At 63.7% G+C, this 13,939-nt stretch carries 13 protein-coding genes; 3 read left to right on the plus strand and 10 right to left on the minus strand.

What is annotated here, in order from left to right:
• Positions 1–100: 100 nt before the first annotated feature.
• From rsmA to lptF, 6 genes are read right to left on the minus strand one after another with little or no spacing between them, the layout of a single operon-like run.
• Positions 101–940 (minus strand): 16S rRNA (adenine(1518)-N(6)/adenine(1519)-N(6))-dimethyltransferase RsmA, encoded by an 840-nt coding sequence (gene rsmA / locus RAZWK3B_RS10760; RefSeq protein WP_007815010.1) that lies wholly within the window; start codon positions 938–940, stop codon positions 101–103.
• On the minus strand, positions 937–1,917 hold the full coding sequence (pdxA, locus tag RAZWK3B_RS10765; RefSeq protein ID WP_007815013.1) for a 4-hydroxythreonine-4-phosphate dehydrogenase PdxA: 981 nt from the start codon (positions 1,915–1,917) through the stop codon (positions 937–939). The genes rsmA and pdxA overlap by 4 nt, the downstream gene beginning before the upstream one ends.
• Positions 1,914–3,161 (minus strand): peptidylprolyl isomerase, encoded by a 1,248-nt coding sequence (locus RAZWK3B_RS10770; protein WP_037295596.1) that lies wholly within the window; start codon positions 3,159–3,161, stop codon positions 1,914–1,916. Before RAZWK3B_RS10770 ends, pdxA begins: the two co-directional genes overlap by 4 nt.
• A 5-nt stretch (positions 3,162–3,166) precedes the next feature.
• On the minus strand, positions 3,167–5,353 hold the full coding sequence (locus RAZWK3B_RS10775; protein ID WP_007815017.1) for an LPS-assembly protein LptD: 2,187 nt from the start codon (positions 5,351–5,353) through the stop codon (positions 3,167–3,169).
• The gene (gene lptG / locus RAZWK3B_RS10780) at positions 5,350–6,441 is read right to left on the minus strand and encodes an LPS export ABC transporter permease LptG (RefSeq protein WP_007815019.1); all 1,092 of its coding nucleotides are present in this window, start codon (positions 6,439–6,441) and stop codon (positions 5,350–5,352) included. The genes RAZWK3B_RS10775 and lptG overlap by 4 nt, the downstream gene beginning before the upstream one ends.
• A complete protein-coding gene (lptF, locus tag RAZWK3B_RS10785) occupies positions 6,438–7,580 on the minus strand; it encodes an LPS export ABC transporter permease LptF (protein ID WP_007815020.1) in 1,143 nt (380 codons plus the stop codon). Before lptF ends, lptG begins: the two co-directional genes overlap by 4 nt.
• A gap of 147 nt (positions 7,581–7,727) precedes the next feature.
• Between lptF and RAZWK3B_RS10790 the strand changes: the two genes are divergently transcribed.
• Together RAZWK3B_RS10790 and RAZWK3B_RS10795 are read left to right on the plus strand one after the other, a co-directional pair.
• On the plus strand, positions 7,728–9,203 hold the full coding sequence (locus tag RAZWK3B_RS10790; protein WP_007815021.1) for a leucyl aminopeptidase: 1,476 nt from the start codon (positions 7,728–7,730) through the stop codon (positions 9,201–9,203).
• Positions 9,203–9,661 (plus strand): DNA polymerase III subunit chi, encoded by a 459-nt coding sequence (locus tag RAZWK3B_RS10795; RefSeq protein ID WP_007815022.1) that lies wholly within the window; start codon positions 9,203–9,205, stop codon positions 9,659–9,661. Before RAZWK3B_RS10790 ends, RAZWK3B_RS10795 begins: the two co-directional genes overlap by 1 nt.
• A gap of 82 nt (positions 9,662–9,743) precedes the next feature.
• On the opposite strand, the gene RAZWK3B_RS10800 is transcribed toward RAZWK3B_RS10795, so the two are convergent.
• The 3 genes from RAZWK3B_RS10800 to RAZWK3B_RS10810 all read right to left on the minus strand — a co-directional run bounded on the left by RAZWK3B_RS10800 (position 9,744) and on the right by RAZWK3B_RS10810 (position 12,914).
• Complete coding sequence (locus tag RAZWK3B_RS10800; RefSeq protein WP_037295653.1) at positions 9,744–10,325, minus strand: retropepsin-like aspartic protease family protein; 582 nt, start codon at positions 10,323–10,325, stop codon at positions 9,744–9,746.
• Positions 10,326–10,362: 37 nt separating this feature from the next.
• Positions 10,363–10,992 (minus strand): MarC family protein, encoded by a 630-nt coding sequence (locus RAZWK3B_RS10805; protein ID WP_007815024.1) that lies wholly within the window; start codon positions 10,990–10,992, stop codon positions 10,363–10,365.
• A gap of 68 nt (positions 10,993–11,060) precedes the next feature.
• Positions 11,061–12,914 carry an ABC-F family ATP-binding cassette domain-containing protein gene (locus tag RAZWK3B_RS10810; protein ID WP_007815026.1) on the minus strand — a complete coding sequence of 618 codons (1,854 nt, stop codon included), beginning with the start codon at positions 12,912–12,914 and terminating at the stop codon, positions 11,061–11,063.
• A gap of 135 nt (positions 12,915–13,049) precedes the next feature.
• On the opposite strand from RAZWK3B_RS10810, the gene ndk reads away from it, so the two are divergent.
• The gene (ndk, locus tag RAZWK3B_RS10815; protein ID WP_007815029.1) at positions 13,050–13,472 is read left to right on the plus strand and encodes a nucleoside-diphosphate kinase; all 423 of its coding nucleotides are present in this window, start codon (positions 13,050–13,052) and stop codon (positions 13,470–13,472) included.
• Between the two features lie 104 nt (positions 13,473–13,576).
• On the opposite strand, the gene RAZWK3B_RS21835 is transcribed toward ndk, so the two are convergent.
• On the minus strand, positions 13,577–13,699 hold the full coding sequence (locus RAZWK3B_RS21835; RefSeq protein WP_286131804.1) for a hypothetical protein: 123 nt from the start codon (positions 13,697–13,699) through the stop codon (positions 13,577–13,579).
• Positions 13,700–13,939 lie beyond the last annotated feature (240 nt).

Below are 13,939 nucleotides of genomic sequence, written 5' to 3' on the forward strand. Positions count from 1 at the left end.
GCCTCAGGTTAAAGACGAAACGCTTTAGGATCGCGGCAGGATATCGAGTATTTATGGAACGATGAAACGGGGGCTTCGGCCCCTGTTTGTCTGTTTGCGCCTATGATTTGAGGCTGCGGGCCAGCGCGCAGAATTGCTCCAGCCCGACGGTCTCGGCGCGGTCGGTGGGCTGGATGCCGGCGGCGAGCAGCCGGTCTTCGAGATCGGGGGCGAGGCCCTTGAGGGCGGAGCGCAGCATCTTGCGGCGCTGGTTGAAGGCCTTTGCCACCAGCCGCTCGAGAAGGACGGGATCGGCGGGGTAGCGAGGTTCGGGCAGGGCGGTGATATGGACCACGGCGCTCGACACTTTGGGCGGCGGGGTGAAGGCCGAGGGGGGCAGGTGCATCACGATCCGAGCCTCGCAGCGCCATTGTGCCAGAAGGGCGAGCCTGCCATAGGCTTTCGATCCGGGCGTCGCCACGATGCGTTCGGCCACTTCGCGCTGGAACATCAAAGTCAGGCTGTCCCAGACAGGGGGCCAATCTGCGGGGGTGAGCCAGCGGATCAATAGCTCGGTTCCGACATTGTAGGGCAGGTTGGCCACCACCTTGATGGGGGGTGTCAGATGGGCGAGGGGATCGACCTGCAGCGCATCGGCGTTGAGCACGGTCAGCCGCCCGGGATAGGCCTGGGCGATTTCGTCGAGGGCGGGCAGGCAGCGCGCGTCCTTTTCGATGGCGAGCACGTGGCGCGCCCCTTCGGCCAGCAGGCCGCGTGTCAGCCCGCCGGGTCCGGGGCCGATTTCCAGCACGTCGGAGCCTGTCAGATCGCCTGCTGCGCGCGCGATCTTGGAGGTCAGGTTGAGATCGAGCAGGAAGTTCTGGCCAAGCGCCTTGCGCGCACTGAGACCATGCTGGGCGATGACGTCGCGCAGGGGGGGCAGGGTGTCGATGGCGCTCATGGCGTGGCCGCCGCGCGCGCCGCGCCCATGGTATGGGCCATCTTCAGCGCCTCGATCATCGAGGAGGGATTGGCCAGGTCGCGCCCGGCGATGTCCATGGCGGTGCCGTGATCGGGCGAGGTGCGGATGAAGGGCAGTCCGAGGGTGATATTCACGCCGCGGTCGAAATCCAGTGTCTTGATCGGGATCAGCGCCTGATCGTGATACATGCAGACAGCGGCATCATAGGTCGCGCGCGCGCGCTCGTGAAACATCGTGTCCGCCGACATCGGGCCTTGAAGGTCGATGCCCTCGGCGCGCATCCGCTCGAGCAGGGGCGCGATCAGGTCGATCTCTTCGCGGCCCATCGCGCCGCCTTCGCCGGCATGCGGGTTGAGGCCCGCCACGGCGATGCGGGGGTGTGGAATGCCGAAATCGCGGATCAGGGCCTCGTGGGTGATGCGCAGCGTGTCCTGCAGAAGCTCGGCGGTCAGCGCGCGCGGCACCTGAGCCAGCGGGATATGGATGGTCGTTGGCACCACGCGAAGCGCCGGCGAGGCGAGCATCATCACGACACGGGCGGTGCCGGCAAGCGCGGCCAGATATTCGGTATGGCCCGGATAGCGAAAGCCCGCGCCGTCCAGCAATGCCTTCTTGTGAATGGGGGCGGTGCAGAGCGCGCGCGCCTGGCCGGAGCGCACCAGATCGACGCCGCGCGCGATGACGTCGATCACCGCCTGCGCATGGCGCGGCTCGGGGGTGCCGGGTGTGGCCGGGCCGGGAAAGTCGTGGCGCAGCACGGGAACGCCGCGGCGCGCCGCATCCGCGGCGAGGGCCGGGTCGGTGATTTCGGCCACGGGCGTGCCGGGCGGCAGATGCGAGGGGTCGCCGATCAGCACGAAGGGCAGGTCAGGTCCAAGCGCGCGCCAGGCCTTGGCCGCGAGTTCGGGGCCGATCCCGGCCGGCTCGCCGCAGCACAGCGCGACAGGGCCGGTCATTCCAGCTCGATGATGCGCGCTTCGGCGCGCAGCTGCGCGAGATAGCCGTCGGCGAAGGAGTCGATCCGGCGGTTCCGGATCAGGTTGGTCAGTTGCTCTGCCGAGGGCCCTTCGCCTTCGAGGGCGGGGGTCCGGCCGCAGAGCATCAGGAAGACGAGGGTTTGCCCGTTCGAGCGGGTCAGGTTCGTCGAGACCTCGCCGGGATCGAGCTTGGCCAGTTCGATCGCGATGTCCTGAGGCAGCTCGTCGGGGGCGTAGGAGCCACGATCCAGAACCTCGGCGGGTTCGCCCTTGGCGATGCCGTAAAGATCGTCGCAGGTGTCGATATCCGCACGCACCCGCGCGGCACGCGCCAGTGCCTGTTCGCTGCGGCCGCCGGCGATGTAATAGGTCGCGTATTCGATGGCGGCGTAGTCAGGTTCCGGGGTGTCTGTTTCTTCGATGTCACGCAGCTGGAACAGGGCCACGGCTCCTTCGATGGGCAGCGGATCGCTGACATCGCCGGGTCCGAGGGCGAGGATCACGGGACGCAGTTGCGGGGGCAGGTTGGTGATTGACATCCAGTCCAGCCGCCCGCCACGCGCCGCGGTAGCGGATGCGGAATATCGCTCCGCTTCGGCCGAGAACGCGGGGATCGAGTCGAGCTCGGATATGCGGGCGGCGCGATCCTGTACCTCTTCGGCGTCCTGCGGTGTGATTGGCATGATGATCTCGGACAGCAGCACACGCACGCCGCTGTCCTCGGTCAGGGCGGCGCGGGCGCGTTCGAGATCCGCATCGCTGACCGAAACGCGCGGTGCAAAACGGGCGCGCACCAATTCGCGCCATGTCATGCCGGCGCGCACGAATTCACGGTAGCTTTGTTCCGAAACCCCGGCGCCTTCGAGGGCGCCGATGAATTCTTCGGCCGTCATGTTGGCGCGGCTCGCGAATTCCTCCATGCCGACACGAATATCGGCATCTTCGAGGACAAGCCCCGCGGCGCGCGCGGCATCCACCTTGAGGCGTTCTTCGATCAGCTGCTCGCGGGCCAGCTCCACGGGGTTACCGGGCGACCGGAACAGGGTGAGCATGCGTGCGCGTTGCTGGATTTCATAGCCGGTGATGGCCTGATCATTGACCTTGACCACCGGCGCGAACAGGTTCTGCGCAGAGGCAGGCGCGGCGATCCCCCAACTCATGGACGTGGCCATTACGGCGGGGAGGGCAAGTGCTGCGAGAAATTGGCGCATTCTGGGTCTCATACTGCCTAGTTTTTGCATGTTCGCGTGTAGCTGTTTTCTTGGGTCTTGGTTGTAAAGCCCAACAGCGCGACTGTGAACGTGATATTCGTTGTCTCTTGCAGGATAGTGGAAGAGCTGTACCAACGCGAGGCATTAACCGACAGTTCCACACATTCGTTGGTGTAGGTCAGGCCAAGGCCGCTGGACACAGGAATGTCACGGGCCACGTCATAGCGCCAGTTCGCCCGGCCTGTCCAATGGCGCGCGAGCCGGTAGCTGCCGCTGAAGCTCCATTCCGAGACGTTGTCGGGGCGCTGTTCGGCGGGATCGTTGCGCAGCCAGATATACGTGCCCGAGAGGCTGGTGCGGTCCGTGTACCAACTGGCGCGGGCCTCGGCCTTGGTGGCCTTGAGCCCGTCGTCAAACAGTCCGCGGGCGGTGAAGGTCAGGCCGTTTTGCGTCTTGTACTGACCGGCAAACAGCACATCCGAGAACCTGTCCTGCAGGCCGGAACTGTCGGTGAGGGAGGGCACGCCGGTCGCTTCGATCTCGCGCTCATTGCGGAACACCTGACCGAAGGCCAGTGAGGCCTCCCAGCCATCGGGGTCGAAACGTGTCCATTGCACGCCGTAGGCGGCGTTCAGGCCACGTTCACGGCGATCGGGTGCGGAATAGCGCGACAGGCTGAAAAGATTGCCTTCGTCGAACTCGATCTGCGTGCTTTCGTCATTCGGTATCGCCGGGTTGGAACCGCCGACCCAGGACAGCTGCGCCACCGGTTCGATCACCTGCGTCACACCGTTGGCCGAAGACTTGACGAGCGGCCAGCGCAGTTGAACCGAGGTGGAGGGCGTCACTTCGGTCGCCGAGGACAGGCCGATCCCGCCGCCTTGGGTCACGTCGAAATGGTCGATCGCCAGACCTGCCTGAACCTCGGCAAGGACGCCCGAGGGCAAGGCCCAGTTGCGCAGCCAGTCAGCGCTTGCGGTGAACCGCAGCATGTCGCGACCATCGGCCCATATGTCGAGGTCCGCCCCGTCGGTGCGCAGATCGGATGAGCGATAATGGCCATGCGCCTGCGCCCCGAACCGCAATTCCCCGCCGATCCGTTCGGGAAAGAGACGTTTTTCGTATTGGGCATTTCCAACGATGGTGGGGAGGGTCGAATTTGACTGTCCAAGCCGTTGGGAATGATAATATGTCAGCGCGCCCCGGATGAATTCATCGCGCCTCGCGCGTTCGATGGCGATCTCGCTGTCCAGCCAGTCCTTGTAGGAATAGCCGTAATCGAACAGATAGGCGTCGTCGCTGGCGACCTCGACATCGAATGTCAGCTCGAAATCCCGTTTGAGATCGAACCGGCCAATGGCGAACAGATAGCCGCGCGTCGGATCGATTCCGATGTCATCATCGGTGACCGCGCCGCGGATCAACAGATCGCCATTATGGAACGCCTGCCTGTATCTGAATTCCAGTGTGCGGCTCTTGTTAGTGAGAAACGGTGTGAGCGTGAGATCCCGGTGATCGCCGATCTTGATGAAATAGGGCAATTTCAGCCCCGTCCCCAGCAGCGAGGAATTGATGATCGAGGGCAGAAGAAAGCCCGTCGCGCGTTCAAGGGTCGGGTCCGGAAGGCGCAGGCGCGGCAGGTAGAGTACCGGCATGTCCAGCACGCGAAGCTGGGCATCCGAAAAATAGAGCTGCCGCTCTTGCTGGTCATGGACGACCTTTCGCGCGCGGATCTGCCATAGGGGCGGGCGCCCTGTTTCGCAGATCCGGCACGAGGTCACGGCGGTTTTGTAAAGCTGCGAATATCGGCCTTCGACTGTCACCATGGCGTTGGCGGCCAGCTGCACCTGGCTTTCCAGCACGACGCGCGCGCCGGTCAACAGTCCGTTGCGCATCTCGCGGTCCAGCTCTCCGGCATCGGCCAGCACGAGTGTGCTGTCGCCCTGCTGGAGGATGATCGGGCCTTCGATCATCAGAGTGTCGGTCTTCTGATCATAGGTGATGGACTTGGCCTGCAGGCGCTGATTGTCATACATCGCCTCGACATTGCCGGACGCAACCAGCCGGTCATCGGCCATGAGCCGCACGTCATCGGCCAACAGGATCGCGCCTTGCTGCGGTGGGCTTGCGTCTTGTGTCATGCCGGTCGCCGGCCAAAGGCCGAGCGCAAGGCTCAAGGCGAGGGCAGGCAGGCTTCGCGTCATCCTTCCTCCATGTGCAGAAGGATGCCGAGCGCCAGCAGAAATGCGGCGACAGGGGGCGCCCATGCCGCCAACATGATGGGTATCTGTCCGTTTTCCCCAAGGATCTGGGCGAAGTTCCGGATGTAATGCAGACCGAAGCCCAGCATGATTGCGGTCAGCACCGACACGCCGGTGTTATGAAGCCGCGAATGGCGCATCGTGAAGGCCGCCGCCGCCATGACAAGAGCAATCAGGAAGAGCGGGCGCGCCAGTTCTGTCTGCATCCAGACGGCGTAGCGACGCGCGGAAAAGCCTGATTCCTCGAGCTGTCCGATGAATTTCGGAAGATCCCAGATCGAGATGTATTCGGGCTTTCCGAAGCTGTCGATGATCCGGTCCTGGGTGAGGGCGGAGGGAACCGAATAGCTGTCGAGTTCCTGGGCGGTGCTTTCCGGGTTGATGCCGCTGGAAAGATCCCAGAGCTTGGCGTCGGCGAGGCGCCATTCGCCATCGCCAAGCGTGGCGCTTGCGGCGGTGATCCGGCGCTGTGGTGTGCCATCCAGCCCGAAGGCGATGAAAGTGGTGTTGTAAAGCGTGCTGACATCCGAGCTGGCGCGTTCGGCATGAATCACCGTCTGGCCGGTTTCGCTTCCCTGCCGGAGCCACAGCCCTTCGGGGGCGATGGCCATAATGTTGATGCTCCATCCCAGATAGGAGTTCATCAGATCGTTATGCCGCTTGGCGGATGCAGCCACGATCGGGTTGAGCATGGTCACGGACACCACGCCGATCAGCCCCGCCACGACAAGCGGTGCGACCAGCGCGCGGATCGCAGATCGCCCCGAGGCGCGTACGACCACAAGTTCGGAATTGCGAGACATCCGCAGAAACAGCGCTACGGTTGCCAGGATGACGATCAAGGGCAGGATCTCGTAATTGGCGCTCGGCGCCTTGAGTAGCGCGATCTCGAGGATTTCGCTGAAGGGGAATGCCGGGAAATCCTGCATTTCCTTAACGATATCGATCAAGAACAGTAGGATCACGAAGACTGAAAAGATCGCAAGAAACGTGAGCAGAAATCGCCGCGCGAGATATAAATGCAAGGTCATGCGGTGCCGTCCTCGAGCTCGGGAAGTGGGCGGCGCCGGAAACGGTCACGCAACCTGCGGCCAAAGGCAGGACGCGCGGCAAGATGCAGCAAAACGGCAGTGACCAGCGCGCCAAGGGCGGCGGGCAGATACATCAGCGGCCATAGATCCGAATGTGCCAGCACCAGGCCCGACACCCGGCTTTCCACCAGCTTGATCACGATCAGCAACGTGAAGGCCAGCAGGATCTGCCGCCACACGCCGAACCGGCTGAAGCCGCCCAGCAAAAGTGACGCGAAACCGATCACCGCGGCGACGATGCACAAGAGCGGCTGGCTGAACCTGTTGTTCAGCTCGAAGATCACCTGCGACACCGTCGAAAGCGTGCGATCCGCCACGGCCCGAGGGTCGCGCGCGATGTCGAGGGTATGAGCGAAGGTCACCTTGTCGAGGCTTGTCGCCTCGGATGCGATGAGCGCGCTGATATCATAGGAGAAATCGTTGAAATGCGTAGTGAAGAGACGGTTTCCATCGCGGCGCACAGTCTGGGCAAGACCGTCGACCATCAGAAGCTTCGTGCCGCCCTCGGGGTCCTGGATCAGATAGGCGCGATTGGAGGTATAGGTCATCGTGTTTTCGCTGTCGCGCCTGTCGGACATGAAGACATTGTGCAATTCGCCGTCGGGCGTGATGTCGCGGATATAAAATGTGATGCCGGGGGCCGGGTGCAGGAACTCGCCCTCGGTGAGCAGTTTCGCGGTGATATTCTGGCTGACCTCGTCCTGCCTCAGGCGCAATTGACTGAGGCTGGAGGGAATGAGGAAATGCGTAAGCAGGGACATCATCAGCGCAATGAGGATGCCGAACACTATCACCGGACGCATCAGCCGCCAAGGTGAATAGCCGGTCGCCTGCACGACTGTCAGTTCGCTTTCGGTGCTCAGGCGGTTGGTCACATAGACCGTTGCGGCGAAAGCCGCCATGGGCAGGATCACGCCGATCACGCCCGGAAGCGTGAGAGCGGTGAATTCAAGAAACACCCAGGCAGGCTGTCCATCACCGATCAGACGGTCGAACATGCGCACGGCCTTGTTGATCCAGAATATGGACACCAGAACGAGCGCAAAAAAACCGAACAGAACCATGAATTGCGACAGCATGTATCTGTCGAATCTGGTCACGTGTCCCCCCAAAAAGCAGCACTTTGGGGAAACCTACCGGAATTGAACGGGATGGAAAACTGCTAACTGGTCAACCCGGCATGGCCGCGCTAGGACTTGGGGTAGAGCAAAGACAGGAGCTGACAGATGACGACACCCGTGCGCGTGACCTTCGAGGACACCGATATCGAGAAGATCGCCGAAGCCGATGGCCGCGTGGCCGTGATCGTAACACCGGATGGCAAGCTCGATACCGCCGCGCGCCGGGTCAATCGCCTTACCAAGGGAGCGCTGAAGCGGCTGACTGACAGCGACACCTGGGGCAAGGTGAAGTCGGGCGAGCTGCGCACGCTGGCCTGGCCGGTCGGCATGAAGGCCGAGGCGCTGGATGTCCTGTGCCTCGATCGCGGGGCCAAGCAGGCCGAGACGCGCCGCGCAGGTGTGGCGCTGGCGCGCGCGAAATCCGGAAAAGAGCTTCTGGTGCTGGCGGGTTCGGTGCGGCGGCCCGCCGATCTGGCGCTCGGGATGGCGCTGCGCTGCTATCGGTTCACCGAACACAAGACCGACAAGGGCAGGGATGTGGAAGGTGCTGTGCGGGTGATGACCGCCAAACCCGATGAGGCGGAAGCGGCCTTCGCACCGCTGGCCGCTGTCGCCGAAGGGGTGATTTACGCGCGCGATCTGATCACCGAGCCTGCAAACCACCTGACGACGACGGAATTCGCCAATCGCATCAAGGATATGGAGAAGCTGGGCCTGAAGGTGACCGTGCTGGAGGAAGAGGCGATGTGCAAGCTGCGCATGGGCGCTCTTTTGTCGGTGGGTCACGGCAGCGCCAGCCCCTCGAAGCTGGCCATCATGGAATGGCGCGGTGGGGCGGATACGGCGGCGCCGCTGGCTCTGGTCGGCAAGGGCGTGGTGTTCGACACCGGCGGCATCAGCCTCAAGCCTGCGGCCGGCATGGAAGACATGACCATGGATATGGGCGGGGCGGGTGTCGTCTGCGGCGCGATGCACGCGATCGCCAAACGCAAGGCCAAGGCCAATGTGGTGGGCCTTGTCGGGCTGGTGGAGAACATGCCCTCGGATCGCGCGACGCGCCCCGGCGACGTGATCACGTCGATGAAGGGCGACACGATCGAGGTGATCAACACCGATGCCGAGGGGCGGCTGGTACTGGCCGATGTGCTTTGGTACGCGCAGGAGACGTTCAAACCGGCGGGCATTGTCGATCTGGCCACCCTGACCGGTGCGATGATCATCGCGCTCGGGCATGAAAAGGCAGGTGTGTTTTCGAATGACGACACGCTGTGCAATGCGTTTCTCAAGGCAGCCGAGGCCGAGGATGAAGCGGCTTGGCGCATGCCGCTGGCCCAGGCGTATGACGACATGCTGAAATCCGACATCGCGGATATGAAGAATATCGGTGGACGGCCTGCGGGGTCGATCACGGCGGCCCAGTTCATCCAACGTTTCGTCAAGGACGGCGTGCCGTGGATCCATCTCGATATCGCGGGCGTCACCTCGGTCAAGTCCGAGACGCGCTATGCCCCCAAGGGCGCGTCGGGATGGGGCGTCATGGCGCTCAATCGGCTGGTTGCGGACATGTTCGAGAAGGATTGATGGGGGCGGCCTTTTTCTATCACCTGACGCGGCACCCGCTGGAGACGACGCTTCCCATGCTTTTGGGAAAGGCGCATCAGGCGGGCTGGCGCGTGATCGTTCGCGGGCATGATCCGGTGCGGATCGAATGGCTGGACGAGAGGCTGTGGCTTGGCCCGGAGGAGGGGTTTTTGCCGCATGGGCTGGCGGGACGACCCCATGAGGCCGATCAGCCGGTGCTGCTGACCGTATCGGAGGAGATCCCCAATGGCGCGCTGTGCCTGATGGCGGTGGACGGGGCAGAGGTGGCGCCCGATGAGGTGAGCCGGCTGGAGCGGGTCTGTATCCTGTTCGACGGGCATGACGATGCCGCGCTGCAAAAGGCAAGGGGCCAGTGGAAAGCGCTGACATCGGCGGGCTGTGCCGCGCAATACTGGTCCGAAGAATCGGGCCGCTGGGAGAAAAAGGCCGAAGCCTGAACCCGGGCCGGATCGTCGGAATGCGAGGGGCCAGCCCCTCGCGCTCCCCGGGATATTTGGGGCCAGAAGAAACCAGCGGGTCTCAGCGCGTGAGAACCAGCTTGCCGCCTCCGATTTCGACACTGGAAAAGGTTTGCAGGTACTCCATGCCGAGTAGAGAATGGTCCATCGCGCCTTCATTGACCACGGCGCGCACGCGGGTGTCGCGGATCGGGCCGATGGCGATGCTGTCAAGGCGCACGGGGGCGGTGCGCACCGTGCCGTTGGCGGTATTGGCGCGACCGATATAGGCCAGGGCGGCGGTGTCGATCCCGGCACGGGCGGCATCCGATCGGGTAAGCACGATCTGAGAGGCGCCGGTGTCCACGACGAAGCGAACCGGCGTGCCGTTGATCTCGGCGGTAAGGTAGTAATGACCATCCGGCGCGCGGGGCAATTCGATCCGGTTGTCCTGTGCCAGAATGGTCTGGGTGGGGCGCACCGTCTGGCGGATGTCGTCCCAAAGGCCGACGGCGGCGATCACGCCCAAAAAGATCAGCCCCCAGACCAGCGCCTGTTGGGTGAGCTTGCCGAAGGAGGCTCGGTTCTGGGCGAAGAACCACATGAGGATCGCGCCGCCGAGCAGCACGAGATAGATCAGCCTAGCATAGTCGAAATCCGTCATGCGGTGGATATAGGCGCGCGCCGGGGCGTTGGAAAGATCACGCCGCAAAGCCGAAACCGCGCAGACCGTCGAGCACGAATTGCACCGCGAGCGCGGCCAGCAGCATCCCCAGAAGCCGGGTGACCACGTTGATGCCCACGCGCCCGAGCGCGCGTTCGAGCAGGCCGGAGGTGAGGAACAGCACGAACACCATCGCGATCACGCTGAGCATGACGCCGATGACCATCGCCAGCCCTTCGAGGCCCGGGCGCTGGCCGGCCAGCAGGATCACCGAGGCGATCGCGCCGGGGCCGGCGATCAGCGGAATGGCGAGGGGAAAGATCGAGGGGTCGTCGTTGACGTCGTCTTCCTCGGCCTCTTCGGCCTGACCCTGGCGGCGCTTGCTGCGCCGCTCGAAGAGCATGTCGAGAGCGGTGAGGAACAACAGGATGCCGCCGGCGATGCGGAAGGCGGGCATGGAAATGCCGATGAAGCCCAGTACCTGTTCGCCGAAAGCCGCGAAGACGATCAGGATCAGGGCCGATGTCACGCAGGCGCGCAGTGCGATGGCGCGGCGCCGGGCCGGGCTCATGCCTTGGGTCAGCGCCACGAAGAGCGGCGTCATGCCGATCGGGTCGATGATCACGAAGAGTGTGACGAAGGCGGTTATGAGAAAAGCGGCGTCCATACGGATCTTGGTCTAGCCTATTGGGGCGCGTTCGGGAAGATGGGCGCGAGGGCGCGGCCAGCAGGGGGCTAGCCGCCGGCCTGTTCCAGACGTTCCAGCGCGGCGATCCACAGGGTTTCGGCGCGCTCGAGCCCGTCGATGACTTCGGCATATTTCTTCTGCCATTCGGCAGCTTCCTGGATGCGGGTGTCGTGATACATGTCGGGATGCGCCAGTTTCCGCGCGATCCGGTCGCGCATGTCGTTCAGCTTTTCCACGCGCTCTTCGCATTTACGGACCTCGGCACGCAGCGCCAGAAGCGCGTCGCGCGCAGGGCGTTTGGGAGCGGCGGGTTTGGGCGAATCCGAGGGCCGTGGCGGGGCATCGCCCTGCAGCAGCATCGTGCGGTAGCTGTCGAGATCGCCGTCATAAGGCGCCACATGCCCATTCTTGACCAGCCAGAGCCGGTCCGCCACGAGGCTGAGCAGGTGCATGTCGTGGCTGACAAGGATCACTGCGCCACTATAGGCGGTCAGCGCCTCGACCAGAGCCTCGCGGCTTTCGATGTCGAGATGGTTGGTCGGCTCGTCGAGGATCAGCATATGCGGCGCGTCGATCGTGGCCAGCATCAGGCTGAGGCGGGCCTTTTGGCCGCCGGAGAGTTTGCCGACCAGCGTGTCGGCCTGTTCGGCGCCGATGCCGAAGCCGCCAAGGCGGGCGCGCAGCTTGGCGGGCGGTTCGGTCGGGCGCAGGCGGCGGATATGGTCGATCGGTGTCTCATCGAGATGCAACTCTTCGACCTGATGTTGGGCGAAATAGCCCACACGCAGCTTGGAGGAGGCGTGCACTTGTCCGTTCATAGGATCAAGTTTGCCTGCCAAGAGCTTGGAAAGCGTTGATTTTCCTTCACCGTTGCGGCCTAGAAGGGCGATGCGGTCATCTTGGTCTATGCGCAGGTCGAGCCGCGATAGAACAGCTTTGCCGTCATAGCCCACCGAGGCGCCGTCAAGCCGCAGGATGGGGGGCGACAGGGCTTCGGGTTCGGGAAAGGTGAAGCGGCGCAGGGCGGCCTCTTGCGGGCGGGTGATGGGTTGCATCCGGGCCAGCGCCTTGATGCGGGCCTGGGCCTGTTTCGCCTTGTCGGCTTTGTAGCGGAACCGATCGACATAGGATTGCAGATGCGCGCGGCGGGTCTCTTGTTTCTTGGCTTCGGATTCCGCGGCGGCAAGGCGGGCGGCTCGGGTTTCGGCGAAGCGGTCATAGCCGCCCTGATAGAGCGTGAGCTTGCGGTCCTCGAGATGCAGGATCGCGCCAACGGCACGGTTCAACAGCCCGCGATCATGGCTGATGACCAGCACGGTATGGGGATAGCGCGCCAGATATGTTTCGAGCCAGAGCGCGCCTTCGAGATCGAGATAGTTCGTCGGCTCGTCGAGGAGCAGCAGGTCGGGGGCGGAAAACAGCACCGCCGCCAGCGCCACGCGCATCCGCCACCCGCCCGAAAAGGCGCTGCAGGGCTGGGCCTGTTCGTCATCGGTGAAGCCAAGCCCCTTGAGAATCGAGGCGGCACGGGCCTCGGCGGACCAGGCGTCGATATCGGCAAGGCGCATCTGGATCTCGGCGATGCGGGCGCCGTCGGTGGCGGTGTCGGCCTCGGCCAGCAGGGCAGCGCGCTCGGTGTCGGCGGCCAGAACCGTGTCGATGAGCGAGACCGAATTACCCGGCACCTCTTGCGAGACGCCGCCGATACGGGCGCGGGAGGGCAGGCTGATTTGCCCGGTTTCAAGCGCCAGTTCGCCCCGGATCAGGCGGAACAGCGTGGTTTTGCCCGTGCCATTGCGGCCCACGATGCCGACCTTGTGGCCATCGGGGATCGAGACCGAGGCATGCTCGATCAGGGGGCGGCCGGCGACCGAGTAGGAGATATCGTCGATATGCAGCATGGCTGCGGTGTGACGCAAAGCCCGGCGGGCGTCAATCGCGGCTTTTCAATCGTATGACCCCATGCTATCGGGGCCGCGATATTCAATGGGTGCTGGCAGGGGCTTGCACCCCTTTTCCATAAGAAAGAGGCTGAAATGGCTGTCGAACGCACGCTGAGCATCATCAAACCCGACGCAACCAACCGGAACCTGACCGGCAAGATCAACGCCAAGTTCGAGGATGCGGGTCTGCGCATCGTTGCGCAGAAGCGCATCCAGTTGACCAAGGCGCAGGCCGGAGAGTTCTATGCCGTGCACAAGGAGCGTCCGTTCTATGACGAGCTGTGCGAATTCATGGCATCGGCACCGGTCGTGGTGCAGGTTCTGGAAGGCGAAGGCGCCATTGCAAAGAACCGTGACGTGATGGGAGCGACCAACCCTGCGGATGCGGCGCCGGGGACGATCCGGGCGGAATTCGCGGAGTCCGTGGGCGAAAACTCGGTTCACGGGTCGGACGCGCCGGAAACCGCGGCGGTCGAGATCGCGTATTTCTTCTCGGGTCTCGAACTGGTCGGATAAGACCTCCGAGACCTGCGCAGACATTGAAAGAAAGGGCCGTGCCGGTGATCCCGTGCGCGGCCCTGCTTCTGTCGAGCGTCCGATATTAGGCTGTCATTTGCCCATCAGATGCTGGCGAAATCCTTGAAAACACTACTGGAAATCGTTTTCCCCGAAGGCGCTTGCGACGGGGTCGGGGTTTGGTTGGCGCTGCCTGCGCGCGCGGTCTGGTTGGGGGTCTGTGCCATTGTCTGCTCCGGTTTGTGAAGCGGGCGAGACGCGTGGCGCGCGTCTGCCGCCGGGGGTTTTCCCCCAAGGGTGGTGACGAAATGTGGCTGAAATGAGGCGCGGGTCATGCATCCCTGCCGATCATGGCCGTGACGCCACAGCCGAGACCGCCGCAGCGGTGGGCCGGGAGGTGGAGAACACGGGGGTAAGCGACTGAAGTCATAGGGGTTCCGCAAGGTTGCGACGCCCACATATAGGAG

Source organism: Roseobacter sp. AzwK-3b, assembly GCF_000170875.1.
Lineage (GTDB): Bacteria > Pseudomonadota > Alphaproteobacteria > Rhodobacterales > Rhodobacteraceae > Roseovarius > Roseovarius litoreus.